Source organism: Streptomyces sp. NPDC056527 (assembly GCF_042794475.1).
In the GTDB taxonomy this organism is placed as follows: domain Bacteria; phylum Actinomycetota; class Actinomycetes; order Streptomycetales; family Streptomycetaceae; genus Streptomyces.
In genome coordinates, this window is record NZ_JBHTTQ010000119.1 from 1 (window position 1) to 20,730 (window position 20,730).

The window sequence follows — 20,730 nt, forward strand, 5'->3', positions numbered from 1 at the left end:
CGGTCGCGACTACTTCGCCTCGGTCTCGCCGCCGGCCTTGTCGTCCTTCTTGACCTCGGCGTCGGCCTCGACGGCCTCGACCTTCTTGGTCAGGTCCGGCTTGGCGTCCTCGGCGACCTCGTCCGACGCGTCGGCGTCGACCGACTCGGTCAGCGAGGAGGCGTCGTCCGGGACGACCGTGTCGGTGTCCGGCTCGTCGCCGTGGACGATGCGGTTGTACTCGTCGTCCGCGAGGACCGCGCCGATGGCGTTCTTCGCGTAGACGGCGTGCACGCCGGGAGCAACCTCGAGGAGGACGGTCTCGTCGCCGATCTCCTTGACGGTGGCGTACATCCCCCCGATCGTGCGTACGCCGGTGCCGGGCTGCATCTCGTCGCGCATCTGCGCGGCCGCCTGCTGCTTCTTCTTCGCAGAGCGGGTCATCAGGAACATGGCCCCGATGAGGACGATGAAGGGGAGGAGGGTCACGATACTCACGGGACGGGTTTCCTTCGCACGGACGCGGAGATCCCGCGGCCTGATCTTCGGGGGTGGGCGTGCCGGCCAGAAAGGTCGGCATCGGCGGAGTCTAGGCGAGTCCGCATCGTTGGAACAACGTCCAGCATCGCACCGTGGTTCCTGCCCCGACGAGTCTCCGCGCCGTCACGCCCCGAAGAGCCCCTGTTGTCCGCTTCCTGGCGCGCCCGGGCCCGCTGCCTGCGGCGGAACGAGTCCGAGATGGCTCCATGCCGCCGGAGTGGCGACCCGACCACGGGGCGTGCGCGCCAGGAGTCCCTCGCGTACGAGGAAGGGTTCGGCGACCTCCTCGACGGTCTCCCGCTCCTCCCCGACCGCGACCGCGAGGGTCGAAAGGCCGACCGGCCCGCCGCCGAAGAGCTTGAGCAGGGCCTCGAGGACGGCGCGGTCGAGACGGTCGAGACCACGGCCGTCCACCTCGTAGACCCCGAGGGCCGCGGCGGCGATCTCGCGGTTGATCACACCGTCGGCCCTGACCTGGGCGTAGTCGCGGACGCGGCGCAGGAGGCGGTTGGCGATCCGGGGCGTGCCCCGGGAGCGGCCGGCGATCTCCGCGGCTCCGGCGGTGTCGATCTCGACGTCCAGGAGTCCGGCGGAGCGGTGGATGACGCGCTCCAGCTCGGCCGGGTCGTAGAACTCCATGTGGCCGGTGAAGCCGAAGCGGTCCCGGAGCGGGGGCGGCAGGAGGCCGGCCCTGGTGGTGGCGCCGACCAGGGTGAAGGGCGGGAGCTCCAGCGGGATGGCGGTGGCGCCGGGGCCCTTGCCGACGATCACGTCGACGCGGAAGTCCTCCATCGCCATGTAGAGCATCTCCTCGGCGGGGCGGGACATGCGGTGGATCTCGTCGAGGAAGAGGATCTCTCCCTCCTGGAGGGAGGAGAGGATCGCGGCGAGGTCGCCTGCGTGCTGGATGGCGGGGCCGGAGGTGATCCGGATCGGGGCGTTCATCTCCGCCGCGATGATCATCGACAGGGTGGTCTTGCCAAGGCCGGGGGCGCCGGAGAGCAGGACGTGATCGGCGGTGGCTCCGCGCTGGCGGGCGGCCTTGAGGACCAGGTCGAGCTGCTGGCGCACCTTCTCCTGGCCGACGAACTCGCTGAGGTCCTTGGGCCGCAGGGCCGCCTCGACGGCCTGGTCGTCACCCTCGGCGGCCGCGGCGACGATGCGCTCGTCGGTGGGCGGTGCGGTGTCGTCGTCCCAGTTCACGTGGTCTGCCTTCGTGGTGATGGTGCGTTCGTCTGTACGTGCGGGGCGCCTGCGGCGGGCTCCTTCCCCACCCCGCCCCTTCCCGAACCGGGGCTCCGCCCCAGCCCCCCGCGCCTCGGGCGCCGCCGGGACTGGATCTTCGCCCCGCGGGCGGGAATCAGCCCGTCCGGCGCTCGAGGACACGGCCGCGGGGTGGGGAGAAGCCCCGCGCGGCGGTCATGTCAGCGGGCGCGGTTCAGGGATTGGAGGGCCGCGCGCAGGAGCTGCGGGACCGGTGCCGAGCCGCCCGCGGCGATCGCCTCCTCGGCCTGCGGCGTCACCGCCGCGACCGCTTCCTCGGCCTCGCGCGACGCGTAGCCGAGACCGATGAGGGCGGCGGCCAGCTGCTCCGTCCACGGCGCCGGACCGGAGGCCACCGCGCGCTGCGCGCCGACGAGGCCGCCGGTGCCGAGCGGCTGCCCCAGCTTGTCCTTCAGTTCGAGGAGGAGCTTCTGCGCCCCCTTCTTGCCGATGCCGGGTACGGCGGTGAGCGTCTTCTCGTCCCCAGTGGAGACGGCGAGACGCAGCGCGTCGGGGCTATGCACTCCGAGCATGGCCTGGGCGAGGCGGGGTCCGACGCCGCTCGCGGTCTGGAGCAGTTCGAAGACCTGCCGCTCGTCGTCGTCCGCGAAGCCGTAGAGCGTCAGGGAGTCCTCACGGACCACCAGGGACGTGGCCAGCCGTGCCTCCTGACCGATCCTCAGACCGGCGATGGTGTTCGGCGTGCACTGGACGGCCATGCCCACGCCGCCGACCTCGACGACCGCGGTGGTGGGGGCGAGTGCGGCGACCGGGCCGCTGACAAAGGCGATCATGCGGAACGGCCTTTCGTTGCGTGATGGGCGGCGACGGCCTGCTGGAGTCGGTTCTGGGCCGGGGCCCGCCAGATGTGACAGATGGCCAGGGCGAGGGCGTCGGCCGCGTCGGCCGGCTTGGGCGGGGCGGAGAGCCGGAGCAGCCGGGTCACCATGGCTCCGACCTGGGCCTTGTCGGCCCGTCCGCTGCCGGTGACGGCGGCCTTGACCTCGCTGGGGGTGTGCAGGGCAACGGGGATGCCGCGGCGCGAGGCGCAGAGCATGGCGACGGCGCTGGCCTGCGCCGTACCCATGACCGTACGTACGTTGTGCTGGCTGAACACGCGCTCCACGGCGACCAGTTCGGGCGAGAAGCGGTCGAGCCACTCCTCTATGCCGCGCTCGATTCCGACCAGTCGTATGCCGATGTCGGCGTCGGCGGCCGTCCGCACGACACCCACGCCGAGCATGGTCAGGGGCCGCCCGGCGACGCCTTCGACGACGCCGACGCCACACCGGGTCAAACCCGGATCAACCCCCAGCACGCGCACCTGAGCCCCTCCCTGGACCGTCTTCGTAAATCTGTTTGTGCAGGCTATCGGCTGGCACTGACAACGCCGCACGAACGACAGCGGGCCGACGGGGGTGTGTCCCCGTCGGCCCGCTGCGAGAAGCGACCGCGCTCAGGCGTCGACCTTCTCCATGACCTCGTCGCTCACGTCGAAGTTGGCGAAGACGTTCTGCACGTCGTCGCTGTCCTCGAGCGCGTCGATCAGCTTGAAGATCTTGCGCGCGCCCTCTTCGTCGAGCTCGACCTGCATGGTCGGGACGAAGTTGGAGTCGGCGGAGTCGTAGTCGATTCCGGCCTCCTGGAGGGCGGTGCGGACCGCGACCATGTCGGTGGCCTCGCTGATGACCTCGAAGCTCTCACCGAGGTCGTTGACCTCCTCGGCACCCGCGTCGAGAACCGCGCCGAGGACGTCGTCCTCGGTCAGCTCGCCCTTGGGCAGCACGATGACGCCCTTGCGGTTGAAGAGGTACGAGACCGAGCCCGGGTCGGCCATCGAGCCGCCGTTGCGGGTCATGGCGACGCGGACGTCGGAGGCGGCACGGTTGCGGTTGTCGGTGAGGCACTCGATGAGCACCGCGACACCGTTCGGGCCGTAGCCCTCGTACATGATCGTCTCGTAGTCGACGCCGCCGGCCTCGAGGCCGCCGCCGCGCTTGATCGCCGAGTCGATGTTCTTGTTGGGGACGGAGCTCTTCTTCGCCTTCTGCACGGCGTCGAACAGCGTCGGGTTACCGTCCAGATCGGCACCGCCGGTCCGGGCGGCGACCTCGATGTTCTTGATCAGTTTCGCGAAGAGCTTGCCGCGCTTGGCATCGATCACGGCCTTCTTGTGCTTCGTCGTAGCCCATTTAGAGTGGCCGGACATCTGCCTGTCTCCTTCGCGTAACCCATTTCTGAACGAACCCCAGAGATCCTACCGGGACCTCGTCACACCGCGGCGCGCACCATGTCGACGAACAGGGCGTGAATGCGGTGATCGCCGGTGAGCTCGGGGTGGAACGAGGTCGCCAGGGCACGACCCTGCCGGACGGCCACGATATGACCCTCGTGCTCCGCGAGGACCTCGACCTGGGCTCCGACGGACTCGACCCACGGGGCGCGGATGAAGACGCCCTCGACGGGGCCGTCGTCGATGCCGGTGACGGTGACGCCGGCCTCGAAGGACTCGTTCTGCCGTCCGAACGCGTTGCGGCGGACGATCATGTCTATGCCGCCGAAGGTCTCCTGGCCCGAGCGCGGGTCGAGGATCTTCTCGGCGAGCATGATCAGTCCGGCGCAGGTGCCGTACACCGGCAGTCCTGCGGCGATGCGCTCGCGCAGCGGCTCCATCAGGCCGAAGAGCTCGGCCAGCTTGGAGATGGTGGTGGACTCGCCGCCGGGTATGACGAGGCCGTCGACCTCGGCGAGCTCCTCGGGGCGCCGGACCGGCCTGGCCACGGCGTCAGCCGCGGCCAGGGCGATCAGGTGCTCCCGTACGTCGCCCTGGAGGGCCAGGACACCGATCACGGGTGTGCTCATGGGTGATTACCAGCCGCGGTTGGCGTAGCGCTCGGACTCGGAGAGGGTGTCGCAGTTGATGCCGACCATGGCCTCGCCCAGGTTGCGGGAGGCGTCCGCGATGATCTTCGGGTCGTCGTAGAAGGTGGTGGCCTTCACGATGGCGGCGGCGCGCTTGGCCGGGTCGCCCGACTTGAAGATGCCGGAGCCGACGAAGACGCCCTCGGCACCGAGCTGGCGCATCAGCGCGGCGTCGGCGGGGGTGGCGACACCACCGGCGGAGAACAGCACGACCGGCAGCTTGCCGAGCTCGGCGACCTCCTTGACGAGCTCGTACGGGGCGCGCAGGTCCTTGGCGGCGGCGAACAGCTCGTTGTTGTCGAAGCCGCGCAGCTTGGCGATCTCGTTCTTGATCTGGCGCAGGTGACGGACGGCCTCGACGACGTTGCCGGTGCCGGCCTCGCCCTTGGAGCGGATCATGGCCGCGCCCTCGGCGATGCGGCGCAGGGCCTCGCCCAGGTTGGTGGCGCCACAGACGAAGGGGGTGGTGAAGGCCCACTTGTCGGAGTGGTTGACCTCGTCGGCCGGGGTGAGGACCTCGGACTCGTCGATGTAGTCGACACCGAGGGACTGCAGGACCTGGGCCTCGACGAAGTGGCCGATGCGGGACTTGGCCATGACCGGGATCGAGACGGCGCCGATGATCTCTTCGATCATGTTCGGGTCGGACATGCGGGCGACGCCGCCGTCCTTGCGAATGTCGGCGGGGACCCGCTCCAGGGCCATGACGGCCACGGCGCCGGCGTCCTCGGCGATCTTCGCCTGCTCGGCGTTGACCACGTCCATGATCACGCCGCCCTTGAGCTGCTCGGCCATGCCGCGCTTGACGCGCGCGGTGCCGGTCTCGGGAGACTGGGTGCTGTTGGGAAGCGTGGTGGACACGAGGACCTCACTCGGGAAAGCGGTGTTGAGACAAGAGTGAGGAAACAGGCCACCACCAGTCCACATCAAGGGCCAATGTGGAGCCGGTGGATCGTTTTCGCTGTTTTCGCAGGTTACGGTGGTCAGGCCGGGCGATCGGCAAGGGCGACGGGCGGTTCGTCGTCCATTTCGAAGGCGAGCGGGAACGGAGCGTGGCCGGCCAGCCGGAACCAGCGCACCTTGCGGTGGCGGCGCAGGGCGCGCGCGGCGCGTACGGCGTCGTTGTGGAACCGGCGGGCCATCGGTACGCGGCGGACGGCGGCCGCGAGTTCGTTGGCGGCCTCCTCGCCGCCGGGGGCCTCCCGTACGGCCTCGACCTGCTCGGGCTCGCCGAACACGGCGCGCAGGGCCTGGCTCAGCTCGCTCTCGGCGACCTCTCGGTGGTCCTCCTCGGCCTGCCGGGCGGCGTGCGCGGCCTCGTAGAGCACGATCGAGGCGGCCGGGTCGAGGACACCGGACGTGGCCAGTTCCTGGGCGACCGAGGCCCGGCGGAGCAGCTGGGCGTCGAGGGCGGCCCGGGCCGCGTCGATCCGCGCGTGGAGCCGGTCGAGGCGGCCGGCGGTCCAGCTGAGGTACAGGCCGATCACGATGAGCGCGGCGACGGTCCAGATCAGGGTTTCGGTCACGGGCGCACAGGCTACCGCCGCGGCGGCAGGACCCCTTCCCACAGGTCACGGTCGTGGGCGAACCGGACCTTTGCCGTCCGCCCGTCGGAGAGCTCCGCGAGCCGGTCGAGCCAGGGGCGGTACGGGACGCCGAACTCGGCCGCGAAGTCGTACGCCTGCCCGGCGAGGACCGTGACGTGGTCGCCCTGGTCGATGACCAGGGACTGATGCCCCTCGGTGTGCCCGGGTGTGGGGACGACCGTGATCCCGGGCGCGATCGCGTGCTCGCCGTCGATCTCCTGGTACCGGACGCCGTCGAGCAGCCAGTCCAGCGTGTAGTCGCCGGCCCGCGCGGTGGCCAGTTCCTTGCGCTGGACGAGCACGGGGGTGTCGGGGAAGAGCGGGTTGCCGCCGATGTGGTCGAAGTGCAGGTGGCAGTTGACGACGAGGTCGACGTCGCGGGCGGCGGCGGGGAGGGGGTGGCGGGTGGGCCGGTAGTGCGCGTCCGTCTCCGGGGAGCCCTCCCCCATGCCGGTGTCGAAGAGGAGGGTGCCGTGCTCGTGGCGTACGAGGTAGGCGAGTACGGGCTCCACGCGCGCGTGCGGCCCGCCCCACTCCTCGGCCGGCCGCACGAAGTGGCCCAGGTCCAGTGGTTCCACGCTCGGTAAGGTCATCGCCCCAGCGTGCCAGGCCACCGGACCGAACGGCCCCTGAACGGCCGCGATCGGGCCCGGCCGGAACCGGCCAGGACCGGCCAGGACCGGACTCCGGCCCTCCGAGGAGCGAGCCGGGCCAGCGGCCCCGGTTCCGATCAGGACCCCGCGATCCGGCCCGCCCAGGGACCGGCCCGGGGAAGGGCCGAAGACCGGACCTCGGAAGGGTCGAAGACCGGGGCCTGATCGGGACTCGGTCGCGATCCGGGCCGGCGGCCCGGCCCGGGGCCGGGATGCCGCGACCGCCCGCGCCCCGAAGCCCTCTCTCAGTCCCTCGACGCCAGCCCGAACCTGGCCCGCAGCCCCGTGCGTTCGTCCGTCGCCACCGAGGCCGCGCCGTCCGTCACCGTCTCGTAGACCGCGAGGATGTCCGCGCCCACCGTCGACCAGTCGAAGCGCCGTACGTGCGCGCTGCCGCGCTTGCGCAGCTCGTCGCGCCGCACCTCGTCCCCGAGCAGCCGGATCGCCGCGTCGGCCAGCGCGTCCGCGTCCTCGTTGGCGAACAGTTCGCCCGCCGCGCCCTGGTCCAGGACCTGGGCGAAGGCGTCGAGGTCCGAGGCGAGGACCGGCGCTGCCGCCGACAGCGCCTCGACGAGGATGATCCCGAAGCTCTCGCCGCCCGTGTTCGGCGCCACGTAGACGTCGACGCTGCGCAGCAGCCGCGCCTTGTCCTCGTCGCTGACCATCCCGAGGAACTCGACGCGGGAGCGCATCTCGCGCGGCAGCGAGGCCACCGCCTCCTCCTCGTCGCCGCGCCCGGCGACGAGGAGCCGGGTCTCCGGCCGCTCGGCGAGGATCTTCGGCAGGGCCTTCATCAGGACCGGGAGGCCCTTGCGCGGTTCGTCGATCCGCCCGATGAACCCCAGCGTGTTGCCCTGCCACTCCTTCTTCGGCTCGGCCCGCGCGAAGAAGTCCACGTCGACACCGTTGGGAATGACGACGGCGTCGCCGCCCAGGTGCTCGACCAGGGTGCGGCGCGCGTACTCGCTCACCGCGATCCGCGCGCTGATCTTCTCCAGGGCGGGCTGCAGGATCGGGTAGGCCGCGATCATCGCCCGCGAGCGCGGGTTCGAGGTGTGGAAGGTGGCCACGATCGGCCCCTGCGCCGCCCAGCAGCTCAGCAGGCCCAGCGAGGGCGAGGCCGGCTCGTGGATGTGGATCACGTCGAACGTGCCGTCGTGCAGCCAGCGCCGCACCCGCGCCGCCGACAGGAAGCCGAAGTTGAGCCGGGCCACCGAGCCGTTGTACGGCACGGGCACGGCACGCCCCGCCGAGACGACGTACGGCGGCAGCGGCGTGTCGTCGTCGGCGGGCGCGAGGACGGACACCTCGTGACCCAGCCGGATCAGGTGCTCCGCCAGGTCGCGGATGTGGAACTGGACGCCGCCCGGTACGTCCCAGGAGTACGGGCAGACGATGCCGATCTTCACGTCCGCTCTTCCTCCCCGCGCTCCTCCAGATCAGCGAGCCACAGTCGTTGCAGCATGTGCCAGTCCTCCGGGTGGTCGGCGATACCGCCGGCGAAGGCATCGGCCAGCGCCTGTGTCATCACGGACGTCTTCTCGGCCCGGTTGCCTGTCTCGGGTACGTCGATGGGCGCGTGCACCCGCCCCTTCATGACCGGGGTGTCGTCGTACCAGAGGGTCACGGGCAGCAGCAGCGCGCCCGTCTGCTGGGCGAGTATCGCGGGGCCGGCCGGCATCCGCGCCGTCTCGCCGAAGAACGTGACCTCGATGCCGGTCGCGGACAGGTCGCGGTCGGCGACCAGACAGATCAGGCCACCGGCCCGCAGCCGCCGAGCCAGCGTGCCGAAGGCCGATCCTCCGGTGTGCGGCAGGACCTCCATGCCCAGCGACTCGCGGTAGGCGACGAACCGGTCGTACAGCGTCTCCGGCTTGAGCCGCTCCGCGACCGTGGTGAAGGGCACGCCGAGCGAGCGGGTCACCCACACGCCCGCGAGGTCCCAGTTGGCCAGGTGCGGCAGCGCGAGTATGACCCCGCGCCCCGAGGCCAGACCGTCCGTGAGGTGGTGGACGTCCTTGATGTCGAAGCCGGTGTCGACGCGTTCCTTGCTCCAGGTCGGCAGCCGGAAGGACTCCATCCAGTACCGCATGTACGAGCGCATCCCGGCCTTCGACAGCTCGGCGAGCCGCTCGGGCGTCGCGTCGGGGACCACGCGCGCGAGGTTGGACTCCAGGCGCAGCACGCTCTTGCCACGCCGCTTCCAGGCGTAGTCGGCGATCCGGCGGCCGAGCCCGGTCGCCACGGGCTCCGGCAGTTTCTTCACGGTCGACCAGCCGAGCCCGTACAGCCCGTCGGTCAGCCGGTCCTTCATGCCGCTCGCGCCACTCATGTCGTCGCCTCGTTCCCCCCGGCGGCGGACGCGGCCGCGTCCGCCTCTGCCGACTCGCGTCGTACGGTCACCACTCGCTGCCCCAGCGTCACCGCGGAGCCCACGGCGACGATCCACAGCGCGATCGGCAGCAGCACGTCGACGCCGGGCACGCCGAAGGCGTGCAGTCCGGCGAGACCCGCGGCGACCAGTGAGATCACCAGCCGCTCGGCCCGCTCCACCAGGCCGTTGACCGCCACCGGCAGGCCAATCGATTCACCACGTGCCTTGGTGTACGAGACGACCTGGCCGCTGGCCAGGCAGAAGATCGAGACCGCGCACAGCACGTTGTCGTCGCCGGTACCCGCGTACCAGAGCGCGAAGCCACCGAAGATGGCGCCGTCGGCGACCCGGTCGAGGGTCGAGTCGAGGAACGCGCCCCACCGGCTGGAGATCCCGGCCTGGCGGGCCATGTTGCCGTCGACGAGGTCGGAGAAGACGAAGAGCGTGATGACGATCGTGCCCCAGAAGAACTCCCCCCGGGGGAAGAAGACCAGTGCACCCGCCATCACTCCGGCCGTGCCGATGAGCGTGACCGCGTCGGGGCTGACGCCCCGGCGGAGCAGAAACGCGGCGAACGGTGTGAGGACACGCGTAAAAAATGCACGCGCGTACTTGTTCAGCATGGCCTTCCCGAGGTTCGGTGGGCCGCGCGGCCCCTACGACCACCGGCCCGCCCATCGTAGCCAGGACCACTCCGCCATTCCGTCGGCCACCCGCCCCGTCGCGTCGTGTACGACGTATGGACGCGCCCTGACGTCGGTGCAAAGCTCGAAGAACCACCGCGGGCATCGCCGGAGCTGCACGCGATCCCCTCCCGCGCCGACTCCCCCGCGCCCGCGCCCCGCCGCACCGTGCGGGCGGCCCACGCCGCGCGCCCGGTGCAAGCGATCGGGAGGAACACACCATGGGCGACAAGGCGAACGCACACTCCGGAGCCGCCGGCAGGGCTCCAACGGCCGACCGGCCCTCGGCCGTACGGAACGTGGTGCTGGTCGGCCACAGCGGATCGGGAAAGACGACGCTCGTCGAGGCGCTCGCGCTGACCGCGGGGGCGGTCAACCGGGCCGGACGCGTCGAGGACGGCGGCACGGTCTCCGACTACGACGAGATCGAGCACCGCCAGCAACGTTCCGTACAGCTCTCGCTCGTCCCTCTCGAATGGGGCGGGTGCAAGATCAATCTCCTCGACACACCGGGATACGCCGACTTCGTCGGGGAACTGAGGGCCGGTCTGCGTGCGGCGGACGCGGCCCTCTTCGTCGTCTCGGCCGCGCAGGAGGCCGACGCGATCGCCGGGTCGACCCGCATGGTCTGGGAGGAGTGCGCGGCGGTCGGGATGCCCCGCGCCATCGTCGTCACCCACCTGGAGACGGCCCGCACCGACTTCGACGAGCTGACCTCTGTCTGCGCGTCGATCTTCGGCGGTGACGACCCCGATGCCGTGCTCCCGCTCTATCTGCCCGTCCACGGCGCGGAGGCACCGGACGGCCACGCCCCGACCACCGGCCTGGTCGGACTGCTCTCGGAGCGGATCTTCGACTACTCCACGGGCGTGCGGCAGGAGAACCCGCCGGACGGCGACCAGCAGGAGCTGATCGCGGAGGCCCGCAACCGGCTGATCGAGGGGATCATCGCCGAGAGCGAGGACGAGACCCTCATGGACCGCTATCTCGGCGGCGAGGAGATCGACATCAAGTCGCTCATCGACGACCTGGAGAAAGCCGTCGCCCGTGGCACCTTCCATCCCGTGCTGGCCGCGGCGCCCGCGACGGACGGCGGGAAGCAGGGCCTCGGCACCGTCGAGCTGCTCGAACTGATCACCGGCGGCTTCCCCACCCCGCTGGAGCGCGAGGCCCCCGCCGTCACCACCCCCGACGGCGCCCCGCGCCCGCCGATCACCTGCGACCCCGACGGCCCGCTCGTCGCGGAGGTCGTGAAGACCGCCTCCGACCCCTACGTCGGCCGGATCTCGATGGTCCGGGTCTTCTCCGGCACCCTGCGCCCCGACGAGACCGTCCATGTCTCGGGGCACGGGCTGACCGACCGGGGTCACGAGGACCATGACGTCGACGAGCGCGTCGGCGCGCTGACCTCGCCCTTCGGCAAGCAGCAGCGCACGCTCAACCGGGTCATCGCGGGCGACCTCGCCTGTGTCGCCAAGCTCGGCCGCGCGGAGACCGGCGACACCCTCTCCGCCAAGGACGATCCGCTCCTGATGGAGCCCTGGACGATGCCCGATCCGCTGCTCCCGCTCGCGATCGAGGCGCACAGCAAGGCCGACGAGGACCGGCTCTCCCAGGGTCTGGCCCGGCTCGTCGCCGAGGACCCCACCATGCGCCTGGAGCAGAATCAGGACACCCATCAGGTCGTTCTGTGGTGTCTCGGCGAGGCGCATATGGACGTGGCCCTGGAGCGGCTGCGCAACCGGTACGGGGTGCAGGTGGACGCCGTACCGCACAAGGTGTCGCTCCGTGAGACCTTCGGCGGGCCTTCGGCCGGTCGGGGCCGGCATGTGAAGCAGTCCGGCGGCCACGGCCAGTACGCGATCTGCGAGATCGACGTCGAGCCCCTTCCCCCGGGCAGCGGCATCGAGTTCGTCGACAAGGTGGTGGGCGGGGCGGTGCCGCGCCAGTTCATCCCCTCCGTGGAGAAGGGGGTGCGCGCCCAGGCGGCGCGAGGAGTCGCCGCCGGATACCCGCTGGTCGACGTGCGGGTGACGCTGCGCGACGGCAAGGCCCACTCCGTCGACTCCTCCGACGCCGCCTTCCAGACGGCGGGCGCGCTCGCGCTGCGCGAGGCGGCCGCCGAGGCGAGCATCCAGCTCCTGGAGCCGGTGGCCGAGGTCCAGGTCCTCGTCCCGGACGAGTACGTGGGGCCGGTGATGAGCGATCTGTCGGGGCGGCGCGGGCGGGTCGTCGGGACCGAACAGGCAGGCCCCGGGCGGACGTTGGTGAGGGCCGAGGTCCCTGAGATCGAGATCGGCCGGTACGCGGTCGACCTCCGCTCCGTCTCGCACGGCACCGGCCGCTTCGACCGCTCGTACGCCCGACACGAGGCCATGCCGCCCCATCTCGCGGACAGGATCCGCGGACAGGCGGAGAAAGGAGCCTAGTCACCTCCCGTAACTCGCACCCCCTCCCCCACGGCCGGATGTCGCCCGTCCGACTCCCCTCGGACGGGCGGCATCCGGCCGACCCGTGACGCATCCTCCGGTACCCGGTTACGCTGTGGTGCCCAGCTCAGCAGGTGTGCGGGGCGCGGTAGTTGGGAACAGGCCGCAGAGGGATACGCGGTGAACCACGCGGGCACGCGGCGATGGGGGCATCAGGTGACGATGGGCAGCTTCGGACCCGGGGCGCAGATTCCCCTCCAGGGCTCCGACGGACAGACGGCGGCGACGCACGCCCTCGCCTCCGCCGCGTACCGCGACGGCCCGGTCGAGGAGATCCTCAACGCCAACAACGACTGGCACAAGTCGACGGTCAAGGAAGGCAAGTGGAAGAAGCTCTTCCGCCCGGACCTCGGTGAGGCCTTCTCGCGCGCGGTGCAGGTACGGACGCTCGGCGGCGCCCGCAAGCCGCTGATCCAGTCCTTCGGCACCGAACCGCAGCCCGTGGTCGAGCACTGCCTGGCCGCCACCGGGATCCGCAAGCAGCGGGACACCAGGCTGACGCTGATCACCCTGGTCTTCGGCATCCTCTTCCTGCCCGGACTGCTGCTCTGGCTCGGCGTCATCCAGTTGCGCCGCATGGTCGCCGGCACGGAGAACAAGCGCACCAGCGCCGTCGGCACGGGGCTTCTGGTCGGCGCAGGCCTGCTCGCCGTCATCGTCATGATCAAGCTGCCGATCGACGGGTTGCTGTCGATCTACCTGCGGGCCATGATCGTGGCCCCGGTCGCCGGCTGGTTCCTGGCCAAGCGGGTCTGCGAGTCCACGGCCAAGGATCTGCGCGAGCGCTGGACCGCGCTGCTGAGCGGCGGCGGCATCGGTGCCAAGGTCCCCGAGGCCGTCCCCCAGGATCCGACCGAGAAGGCGGCCGAGTCCCTCCGGCAGAACCTGGAGAAGCTCACCGCCGAGCAGCAGTCCAACGTCGTCTTCTACGCGGGCCCCAAGGGAATACTGGGCATGGGTACGCGCTGGGGCAGCTGGACGCTCGCCGAGGAGCTGGTCCCCAAGGACGGCACGGAGATCCACGACTTCCGCGCCTGGGACGTCGTACGGAAGATCCATGACCAGCTCACGCTCCTGGAGCGCGGCTCCCTCAAGACCGGTTTCCCCAAGCCGACCGTCAAGCACTGGATCGTCTCGCCGGTCGGCGAGGGCGCCGACGAGGTCGCCCGCCCCGACGGCGAGAACATCGTCCACTTCCAGGTGAAGCCGCACGAGATACAGCGCATCTGCAACGACCAGCAGTTCGGCAGCGGCAACCGCCACTACCTGGGGGTGCAGTTCACGCTCTGGGACGGCCAGCTGGTCCTCACCATGATGATCACGGTCACCTCGCTGCTGCACACGCTGCGGGTGGAGGTAACCGGTCACGCCCTGGGGCCGGTCCACTCCCTCTTCACCACCAAGCCCAAGGCGAAGACCAAGGAGGTCTCCAAGACCGTCCGGTTCTGGGAGACCAGGGAGATCCAGCTGCCGCTGGTCGACACCGACGAGGTGGTCCGCCTCGCCGTCCGCGCCCCGCTGACCTGGTTCCCGCCGGTCCTGGACTTCCTCGGCGGCAAGCTCGTCCTGCCCGAGCCCTTCGGGCTGCGGCACGCCTGGGCGGCGCAGCCCTGGCGGCACCGCTTCATGGCCGACGACGCCATCCGCACGGCGACGCCGGTGATGCGCGCGGTCCACGCCGCGACGATCAAGGTGCTCGACGAGCACGGCGTGGACACGGAGCGCTTCACCAACCGCTCGCTGATCCTGAGCGGCGCCATCCAGGACCCGGGCCCGAAGAAGGCCGACATCTACGACGCGTAGGCGCCGGGACCCGGGGCGCCCGGCGGCCGGGAGTGCCGGGCTCGCCTCAGGCGAGCTCGGACGAGGCCGGCCAGGCGGCGGCGAGCATGGTGCGGGTGTCGGCGAGGAGCTGCGGCAGCACCTTGGTGTGACCGACGACCGGCATGAAGTTGGTGTCGCCGCCCCAGCGGGGCACCACGTGCTGGTGCAGATGGGCGGCGATCCCGGCGCCCGCGACCGAGCCCTGGTTCATGCCGATGTTGAAGCCGTGTGCGCCGGACGCGGAGCGCAGCGCGATCATCGCCCGCTTGGTGAACTCGCCGAGCTCGGCGGTCTCCTCCGCGTCGAGATCCGTGTAGTCGGCGACGTGACGGTACGGCACGACCATCAGATGTCCGCCGTTGTACGGGTAGAGATTGAGCACGGCGTAGACCTTCTCGCCGCGTGCGATCACGAGCCCGTCCTCGTCCGACTTCGCCGGGATCGTGCAGAAGGGACAGCCGTCCTCGGCCCCTGGCCCGGTCGGCTTGTTCTCGCCCTGGATGTACGCCATCCGGTGAGGCGTCCACAGGCGCTGGAACGCGTCCTGCGTCCCCACTCCGATCTGCTGCTCCGGCTCAATCGTCATGCTGTGCAGCATATTGCTTCGCCCGTTCGGAACGTGTCGCCGGGGCGTTGATCACCCCGCCTCGGAGATGCTGATCCGATGAACGAGAGGCAGGACAGGCAAGAGCGCTGGGACCGGCGCATGGAGACACCGCTCGCGGTGGCGTCCCTGCTCTTCCTCCTCGGGTACGCGGTGCGCGTCCTGGCCCACGGTCTCGACCAGGCCTGGCTGGACCTCTGTCTGGCGATCACGCTCATGGCCTGGGGCGTCTTCATCGTCGACTACGCGGTACGGTTCCGGCTCAGCGGCCTCGGCCCGCTGCGCTTCGTCCGCGCGCATCTCCTGGGCACCGTGATCCTGGTGCTGCCGCTGCTGCGGCCCCTGCAGATGGTGAAGATCTACGACCAGATCCAGCGCCGCCGCGACCAGCCGCGTCTCAGCCTCTACGCACGGGTCATGACCTACTCCAGTCTCACCGTGACCCTCCTCGGGTTCGCGTGCGCGCTCGCCGTCTTCCAGCACGAGCGCGGAGTCCCGGGTGCCACCATCCGCACCTTCGGCGACTCGGTCTGGTGGGCCGCAGAGACGCTGACGACGGTGGGGTACGGGGACGTGACGCCGGTGACCCCGATCGGCCGGACCATCGCGGTGGGGCTGATGGCGTGCGGAGTCGCGCTGATCGGAGCCGTGACGGGTTCGTTCTCGTCCTGGCTGATCCAGTCCTTCAAGCGGGAGGACGAGAAGAGGCCCCCGGGGGATTCCCCGGGGGCCTCCTGAGTCACGTCGCGGACGGTCAGACCTGGACGCGCTCCTCGACGATCTTGGCGATCTTGGCGATGGCCTCGTCGACCGGGATGCCGTTCTCCTGCGAACCGTCGCGGTAACGGAAGGAGACGGCGCCGGCGGCCATGTCCTCGTCACCCGCGATGATCATGAACGGGACCTTCTGCTTCTGCGCGTTGCGGATCTTCTTCTGCATCCGGTCCGAGGAGGCGTCGACCTCGACGCGCAGCCCCTGCTTCTTCGCCTTGGCGGCGAACTCCTGCAGGTACGGGATGTGCGCGTCGCCGATCGGGATGCCGGTCGCCTGCACGGGGGCCAGCCACGGCGGCATGGCGCCCGCGTAGTGCTCGAGCAGCACCGCGAAGAAGCGCTCGATGGAGCCGAACAGCGCGCGGTGGATCATGACCGGACGCTGCTTGGTGCCGTCGGGGCCGGTGTACTCCAGGTCGAAGCGCTCCGGCAGGTTGAAGTCGAGCTGCACGGTCGACATCTGCCAGGTGCGGCCGATGGCGTCGCGCGCCTGCACGGAGATCTTCGGGCCGTAGAAGGCGGCGCCGCCCGGGTCGGGGGTGAGCGGGAGGCCCTGCTTCTCGGCGACCTGCTGGAGGACCGCGGTGGCCTCCTCCCAGATCTCGTCCGAGCCGACGAACTTCTCCGGGTCCTTGGTGGACAGCTCCAGGTAGAAGTCGGTCAGACCGTAGTCGCGCAGCAGGTTCAGGACGAAGGTGAGGGTCTTGTCGAGCTCCTCCGCCATCTGCTCCTTGGTGCAGTAGATGTGCGCGTCGTCCTGGGTGAAGCCGCGGGCCCGGGTCAGGCCGTGCACGACGCCGGACTTCTCGTACCGGTACACGGTGCCGAACTCGAAGAGGCGCAGCGGCAGCTCACGGTAGGAACGCCCGCGCGCGTCGAAGATCAGGTTGTGCATCGGGCAGTTCATGGGCTTGAGGTAGTAGTCCACGCCCTCGTCGAGCTGCATGGGGGGGTACATGCCCTCGGCGTACCAGTCGAGGTGGCCCGACTTCTCGAACAGCTTGCCCTTGGTGGCGTGCGGCGAGTAGACGAACTCGTAGCCCTCCTCCTCGTGGCGCTTGCGCGAGTAGTCCTCCATGACCCGGCGGATGATGCCGCCCTTGGGGTGGAAGACGGCGAGGCCGGAGCCGATCTCGTCCGGGATGGAGAAGAGGTCGAGCTCGTTGCCGAGCTTGCGGTGGTCGCGCTTCTCGGCCTCGGCGAGGAAGTCGAGGTGGGCCTTCAGCTCGTCCTTCGACGGCCAGGCGGTGCCGTAGATGCGCTGGAGCATCGGGTTCTTCTCGCTGCCGCGCCAGTAGGCGGCGGCGTTGCGCATCAGCTTGAACGCCGGGATGTTCCGGGTGGTGGGCAGGTGGGGGCCTCGGCAGAGGTCCTTCCAGCACAGCTCGCCGGTCTTGGCGTCCAGGTTGTCGTAGATGGTGAGCTCGCCGCCGCCGACCTCGACGCTGGCGCCGTCGTCGGTCGAGGCGGAGCCCTTGATGCCGATGAGCTCCAGCTTGTACGGCTCGTCCGCGAGCTCCTCGCGGGCGGCCTCGTCGGTCACCACGCGGCGGGAGAAGCGCTGCCCCCGCTTCTGGATCTCCTGCATCTTCTTCTCGACGGCCTTGAGGTCCTCGGGGGTGAACGGCTTCTCGACGTCGAAGTCGTAGTAGAAGCCGTCACGCACCGGCGGGCCGATGCCCAGCTTGGCCTCGGGGAAGAGCTCCTGCACGGCCTGGGCCATGACGTGGGCGGTGGAGTGGCGCAGGATGTCGAGGCCGTCCGGGGACGAGATCTCGACGGGCTCGACGACATCGCCCTCGGCGACGACGTAGGTGAGGTCCTTCAGCTCACCGCCGACGCGGGCGGCGATCACGGACCGGTCGTCGGCGAACAGCGCGCCGGCGGTGGTGCCCGCGCTCACCGCCCGATCCTCGGCTCCTGAGGCGGACTGGACGGTCACACGGACATCAGACACGGATGCTCTTTCCATAAGGGCGCAGGCAGACACGAAGTGCCGGCGTCGGCGGTGCACGGCAGAGACGAGGTGCCGCGCGCCTAAATCCTAAGGGCTCGGTTCTCCCCCTGCCTTCGACGGGGGACTCGCACCGGGCGCCGAGAGCCGGACTCACAGCCCCGACCGTGCTCGGGGCTGTTCCCCCAGCGCGCCCTTCGGCCCACTCGCGGGGACCGGGGGCGCCGGATCCATGCGTTCGGGGCAGCCGGTCCTGCCTCTCGCTCACTCGCCGGGGCCGCAGGCCTCCTCGAAGAAGTCGAGGTTCTCGTGGAGGGACTTCATCAGCCGGTCCCGCTCCGCCTCGTCGACCTGTACCGGCACCACACCGGAGGCATCGGTCAGCCGCCGGAAGCCTCCTCGGCTCTCCAGCCGTCCCACGACCCGGATCGGCAGCCCCACGAGATGGGCGTGGCCCGCGGTGCGGTACGCCTCCTCGTCCAGGGTGACCCGCACGTGCGGCACCTCGGCACCGCCCAGGACCCGCAAGCGGACGGTTCCCTCGCCGCGCGGGCCGGAACGGCGCATCCGGACGACGGCGCCGGTGATCCGTACCGGTACGGACGGCTCGTCGGTCAGATAGCGGGCGCCGGCCTCGCGCAGGGCGGGCAGATCGCCGGCCGAGAACTCGACGGGTTCGGGCCGTGGCGCGCAGCCCGCCGGGGTCCCGGCCGCCGGTGCCCACTCCAGTGCGATCCGTGCCCCTTCGGTGCCCCTCACCAGCGCCACCAGGGCCTCGGTGAGCTCGCGGCTCACCCCGGCCTCCACCGCCGCGTCGAACGCCTCCATGCCTCCGGTCGCCCGCTGGTAGTCGGTGGCCTCCCGGGCCGCGTAGAGCGCGTGGTAGAGCCGTACGGCGATCGCCCGGCCGGGGTCGACGGGGACGAACGCGGTCAGCCCCCGGCCGCCCGGCGCCGCCCCCACGACCACGGCCTCCAGGGACGCCTGGGCCTGGCGGCGGTGCCGGGCGCCGTAGTACCCGGCGCGGCCTCGGACGGCGAGCGCGCCGGCGAGGAGGAGCTGGCGGGCGGCCGACCTGAGCTGCTCCTGGACGGTCCAGGGGACGGTGCCCGCGGGTCCGGGCGGCACGTCGCGCCACCAGCGGATCTCGTCGCTGGGCACGGTCAGCCCGACCAGTACCTCCCGGGCGGAGGGCGCCGAACTGTGCTGGAGGGCGGTGAGCGCCTCGCCGAGCAGGTCCTCGCAGTCGGGGAAGGCGCGGCTCTCGGGCACGAGCAGGCTCGTGGCGCCGGTCGAGCCGCCCGACAGGGGAGGGGTCCAGCGGCTGTAGCGGCCCGCGGCCCCGCCGCGTCGCCGCCAGCCGTGCCGGGCGAGAAGGGCGCCGAGGACGAGCGGGTCGACCCGTCCGGGGTCCGGCGCGCCCCCGGGCTCGGCCCAGGGGCCGCCGGGCAGGTCGCCGGAGGTGGGGTGAGGACGGAACGGCGGCAGCGCGGGCCCGAAGCCGGACCCGCCTCCTGGTTCCTCGATCGGCCGGTGCATCAAGGTCTCCCTCCCACGCCGACCCGGGTCATGATCTCGCAGAGCGCCCGGTCGTCGAAGATCCGTGCCGTGGGTATGCGCACGGTCGTCCTGCGCCGTCCCGTGACCGGGTGGCCGGCCAGGTTGGTCCAGTAGCAGCAGTGCCGCAGGTCGAGCCGGTCGTGGCCGGCCCGCAGCCAGTCGTCCTGGGAGCGCGGCACGATCATCACGACCAGGATCTTGTGCACCGAGACGGGGGTCCGCGCCAGCTTCACCAGGTGGTCGTTGTCGAGGGTGAAGGAGAACGCGGGCCCGGGCGGCCGCGGCGCCAGCTGGTAGGTGCACTTGAGCTGCACCTTGATGGTCACTTCGTCGTCGACGGTGTGGCCGGGAGCGCTGTGGCTCACGTGCCAGTCGATGCCGTTGTCCGGAAAGGGCTGCGACAGCGAACAGCCCGCCGCCGCCGCGACCGCGTGGAGATACCCGACCTGGAGCGTCTCCATGCAGGCGGTGGTGGCGAGTGAGCCGCGCAGCGGTGCTGCCCGCTGGGGCGGCAGCCCTCCCGATTCGGGCTGGGCGAGCGCCATGTCAATTCCCTTCCCCGTCATCTGTGTTGTCACCGGTCCGCGTACGGGGCAAACAGCCCGGGTATCACCGATTCGGGCAGGGGGATCGCCATCTGCCGCATAGGTGCGAGGAGTTCGGGGATGACGACGCACTGGTACGACGGGCCCCTGGCCGCATTCGACACGGAGACCACAGGAGTGGACGTCGAGGAGGACCGGATCGTCTCGGCCGCCCTCGTCGTCCAGGACACTGCCGGGGGGCGTCCGCGGGTGACGCGCTGGCTGGTCAATCCCGGGGTTCCGGTGCCCGCTGCGGCCACGGCGGTCCATGGTCTGACGGATGAACATCTGCAGCGGAACGGGCGCTGGCCCGCGCCCGTGATGGAGGAGTTGGGGCGGGCGCTCGCCGAACAGTGTGCGGCGGGCAGGCCGTTGGTGGTGATGAACGCGCCCTTCGATCTGACGATCCTGGACCGCGAGCTCCGGCGCCATCGCGCCTCCTCGCTGGGGCGCTATCTGGAGAACGCGTCGCTGTGCGTGCTGGATCCGCGGGTGCTCGACAAGCATCTGGACCGCTATCGCAAGGGCCGTCGGACGCTGACGGATCTGTGCGCGCAGTACGGCGTGGAGCTGGACGGCGCGCACGACGCGGCGGCCGACGCGACGGCGGCGCTGGATGTCGTACGGGCGGTGGCGCGGCGTTTCACGTCCCGTCTCGAGCGGCTGTCGCCGGCGGAGCTGCACACCTTGCAGGCGGTGTGGCATGCGGCGCAGGCGCGCGGGCTGCAGGCGTGGTTCACGCGCAACGGGACGCCGGAGACGGTGGATCCGGCGTGGCCGCTGCGCCCGGAGATGCGGACGGCGGCGTGAGGGACTGCCGCGTGCGGCCGGAAGGCCGGGAATGCGGAAGGCCCGTCCCGCATTAGACTGCCCCGCCACACCCCCCGGTGTCTTAAAAAAAAAAACAAGCACACCACAAAGAGCATAATAAAATATTGCCT

At 70.8% G+C, this 20,730-nt stretch carries 20 protein-coding genes; 4 read left to right on the forward strand and 16 right to left on the reverse strand.

From position 1 onward, the window contains the following. Positions 1–9: 9 nt before the first annotated feature. The 12 genes from yajC to pgsA form a co-directional block, all read right to left on the reverse strand. Positions 10–477 (reverse strand): preprotein translocase subunit YajC, encoded by a 468-nt coding sequence (gene yajC, locus ACFQ7Q_RS33190; protein WP_383561713.1) that lies wholly within the window; start codon positions 475–477, stop codon positions 10–12. A 165-nt stretch (positions 478–642) separates the two neighbouring features. Further along, entirely contained in the window at positions 643–1,722 is a 1,080-nt protein-coding gene (gene ruvB / locus ACFQ7Q_RS33195) for a Holliday junction branch migration DNA helicase RuvB (protein ID WP_383561715.1), read from the reverse strand. Positions 1,723–1,943: 221 nt separating this feature from the next. Beyond that, positions 1,944–2,576, reverse strand: coding sequence for a Holliday junction branch migration protein RuvA (gene ruvA / locus ACFQ7Q_RS33200; RefSeq protein ID WP_383561717.1), 633 nt, complete (start codon positions 2,574–2,576; stop codon positions 1,944–1,946). Then, positions 2,573–3,106: a crossover junction endodeoxyribonuclease RuvC gene (ruvC, locus tag ACFQ7Q_RS33205; RefSeq protein ID WP_329122799.1), complete on the reverse strand. Its 534-nt coding sequence runs from the start codon at positions 3,104–3,106 to the stop codon at positions 2,573–2,575. Before ruvC ends, ruvA begins: the two co-directional genes overlap by 4 nt. A 132-nt stretch (positions 3,107–3,238) precedes the next feature. Then, on the reverse strand, positions 3,239–3,991 hold the full coding sequence (locus ACFQ7Q_RS33210; protein WP_158985482.1) for a YebC/PmpR family DNA-binding transcriptional regulator: 753 nt from the start codon (positions 3,989–3,991) through the stop codon (positions 3,239–3,241). A 62-nt stretch (positions 3,992–4,053) separates the two neighbouring features. Beyond that, entirely contained in the window at positions 4,054–4,644 is a 591-nt protein-coding gene (gene pdxT / locus ACFQ7Q_RS33215) for a pyridoxal 5'-phosphate synthase glutaminase subunit PdxT (protein WP_383561720.1), read from the reverse strand. 6 nt (positions 4,645–4,650) lie between these two features. Further along, entirely contained in the window at positions 4,651–5,499 is an 849-nt protein-coding gene (gene pdxS / locus ACFQ7Q_RS33220; protein ID WP_376443043.1) for a pyridoxal 5'-phosphate synthase lyase subunit PdxS, read from the reverse strand. 188 nt (positions 5,500–5,687) lie between these two features. After that, positions 5,688–6,230, reverse strand: coding sequence for a hypothetical protein (locus ACFQ7Q_RS33225; RefSeq protein ID WP_383561722.1), 543 nt, complete (start codon positions 6,228–6,230; stop codon positions 5,688–5,690). An 11-nt stretch (positions 6,231–6,241) separates the two neighbouring features. Next, the gene (locus tag ACFQ7Q_RS33230; RefSeq protein ID WP_383561724.1) at positions 6,242–6,883 is read right to left on the reverse strand and encodes an N-acyl homoserine lactonase family protein; all 642 of its coding nucleotides are present in this window, start codon (positions 6,881–6,883) and stop codon (positions 6,242–6,244) included. A gap of 305 nt (positions 6,884–7,188) precedes the next feature. Further along, positions 7,189–8,352: a glycosyltransferase family 4 protein gene (locus ACFQ7Q_RS33235; RefSeq protein WP_383561726.1), complete on the reverse strand. Its 1,164-nt coding sequence runs from the start codon at positions 8,350–8,352 to the stop codon at positions 7,189–7,191. Next, positions 8,349–9,257, reverse strand: a complete 909-nt coding sequence (locus ACFQ7Q_RS33240) for a phosphatidylinositol mannoside acyltransferase (RefSeq protein WP_383561743.1) — start codon at positions 9,255–9,257, stop codon at positions 8,349–8,351. Before ACFQ7Q_RS33240 ends, ACFQ7Q_RS33235 begins: the two co-directional genes overlap by 4 nt. 14 nt (positions 9,258–9,271) lie before the next feature. Continuing rightward, entirely contained in the window at positions 9,272–9,940 is a 669-nt protein-coding gene (gene pgsA / locus ACFQ7Q_RS33245) for a phosphatidylinositol phosphate synthase (RefSeq protein ID WP_383561728.1), read from the reverse strand. Between the two features lie 281 nt (positions 9,941–10,221). On the opposite strand from pgsA, the gene ACFQ7Q_RS33250 reads away from it, so the two are divergent. Both ACFQ7Q_RS33250 and ACFQ7Q_RS33255 read left to right on the forward strand, forming a co-directional pair. Continuing rightward, the gene (locus ACFQ7Q_RS33250; RefSeq protein WP_383561730.1) at positions 10,222–12,429 is read left to right on the forward strand and encodes an elongation factor G-like protein EF-G2; all 2,208 of its coding nucleotides are present in this window, start codon (positions 10,222–10,224) and stop codon (positions 12,427–12,429) included. A gap of 222 nt (positions 12,430–12,651) precedes the next feature. Beyond that, on the forward strand, positions 12,652–14,292 hold the full coding sequence (locus ACFQ7Q_RS33255; protein WP_383561745.1) for a hypothetical protein: 1,641 nt from the start codon (positions 12,652–12,654) through the stop codon (positions 14,290–14,292). A 46-nt stretch (positions 14,293–14,338) separates the two neighbouring features. On the opposite strand, the gene ACFQ7Q_RS33260 is transcribed toward ACFQ7Q_RS33255, so the two are convergent. Further along, a complete protein-coding gene (locus ACFQ7Q_RS33260) occupies positions 14,339–14,911 on the reverse strand; it encodes an HIT family protein (RefSeq protein WP_383561732.1) in 573 nt (190 codons plus the stop codon). Between the two features lie 66 nt (positions 14,912–14,977). Here ACFQ7Q_RS33260 and ACFQ7Q_RS33265 point away from each other — a divergent pair, with 66 nt between their 5' ends. Further along, positions 14,978–15,655: a potassium channel family protein gene (locus tag ACFQ7Q_RS33265; RefSeq protein ID WP_383561734.1), complete on the forward strand. Its 678-nt coding sequence runs from the start codon at positions 14,978–14,980 to the stop codon at positions 15,653–15,655. Positions 15,656–15,671: 16 nt separating this feature from the next. Here ACFQ7Q_RS33265 and thrS read toward each other — a convergent pair whose 3' ends face one another. The 3 genes from thrS to ACFQ7Q_RS33280 form a co-directional block, all read right to left on the reverse strand. Further along, the gene (gene thrS, locus ACFQ7Q_RS33270) at positions 15,672–17,648 is read right to left on the reverse strand and encodes a threonine--tRNA ligase (RefSeq protein WP_383561736.1); all 1,977 of its coding nucleotides are present in this window, start codon (positions 17,646–17,648) and stop codon (positions 15,672–15,674) included. Positions 17,649–17,909: 261 nt separating this feature from the next. After that, the gene (locus tag ACFQ7Q_RS33275) at positions 17,910–19,184 is read right to left on the reverse strand and encodes a hypothetical protein (RefSeq protein ID WP_383561738.1); all 1,275 of its coding nucleotides are present in this window, start codon (positions 19,182–19,184) and stop codon (positions 17,910–17,912) included. Then, positions 19,184–19,750 carry a DUF4365 domain-containing protein gene (locus tag ACFQ7Q_RS33280; protein ID WP_383561740.1) on the reverse strand — a complete coding sequence of 189 codons (567 nt, stop codon included), beginning with the start codon at positions 19,748–19,750 and terminating at the stop codon, positions 19,184–19,186. Before ACFQ7Q_RS33280 ends, ACFQ7Q_RS33275 begins: the two co-directional genes overlap by 1 nt. Before the next feature lie 120 nt (positions 19,751–19,870). Here ACFQ7Q_RS33280 and ACFQ7Q_RS33285 point away from each other — a divergent pair, with 120 nt between their 5' ends. After that, positions 19,871–20,599, forward strand: a complete 729-nt coding sequence (locus ACFQ7Q_RS33285) for a 3'-5' exonuclease (protein ID WP_383561741.1) — start codon at positions 19,871–19,873, stop codon at positions 20,597–20,599. Positions 20,600–20,730: the final 131 nt, after the last annotated feature.

Bases quoted from the DNA above. Each gene is read 5' to 3' on its own strand.
- ruvA (WP_383561717.1), bottom strand. From the start codon at position 2,576: ATGATCGCCTTTGTCAGCGGCCCGGTCGCCGCACTCGCCCCCACCACC.
- ACFQ7Q_RS33210 (WP_158985482.1), bottom strand. From the start codon at position 3,991: ATGTCCGGCCACTCTAAATGGGCTACGACGAAGCACAAGAAGGCCGTG.
- pdxT (WP_383561720.1), bottom strand. From the start codon at position 4,644: ATGAGCACACCCGTGATCGGTGTCCTGGCCCTCCAGGGCGACGTACGG.
- pdxS (WP_376443043.1), bottom strand. From the start codon at position 5,499: ATGGCCGAGCAGCTCAAGGGCGGCGTGATCATGGACGTGGTCAACGCC.
- ACFQ7Q_RS33230 (WP_383561724.1), bottom strand. From the start codon at position 6,883: ATGACCTTACCGAGCGTGGAACCACTGGACCTGGGCCACTTCGTGCGG.
- ACFQ7Q_RS33240 (WP_383561743.1), bottom strand. From the start codon at position 9,257: ATGAAGGACCGGCTGACCGACGGGCTGTACGGGCTCGGCTGGTCGACC.
- pgsA (WP_383561728.1), bottom strand. From the start codon at position 9,940: ATGCTGAACAAGTACGCGCGTGCATTTTTTACGCGTGTCCTCACACCG.
- ACFQ7Q_RS33250 (WP_383561730.1), top strand. From the start codon at position 10,222: ATGGGCGACAAGGCGAACGCACACTCCGGAGCCGCCGGCAGGGCTCCA.
- ACFQ7Q_RS33255 (WP_383561745.1), top strand. From the start codon at position 12,652: ATGGGCAGCTTCGGACCCGGGGCGCAGATTCCCCTCCAGGGCTCCGAC.
- ACFQ7Q_RS33260 (WP_383561732.1), bottom strand. From the start codon at position 14,911: ATGCTGCACAGCATGACGATTGAGCCGGAGCAGCAGATCGGAGTGGGG.
- ACFQ7Q_RS33265 (WP_383561734.1), top strand. From the start codon at position 14,978: ATGAACGAGAGGCAGGACAGGCAAGAGCGCTGGGACCGGCGCATGGAG.
- ACFQ7Q_RS33275 (WP_383561738.1), bottom strand. From the start codon at position 19,184: ATGCACCGGCCGATCGAGGAACCAGGAGGCGGGTCCGGCTTCGGGCCC.
- ACFQ7Q_RS33280 (WP_383561740.1), bottom strand. From the start codon at position 19,750: ATGGCGCTCGCCCAGCCCGAATCGGGAGGGCTGCCGCCCCAGCGGGCA.
- ACFQ7Q_RS33285 (WP_383561741.1), top strand. From the start codon at position 19,871: ATGACGACGCACTGGTACGACGGGCCCCTGGCCGCATTCGACACGGAG.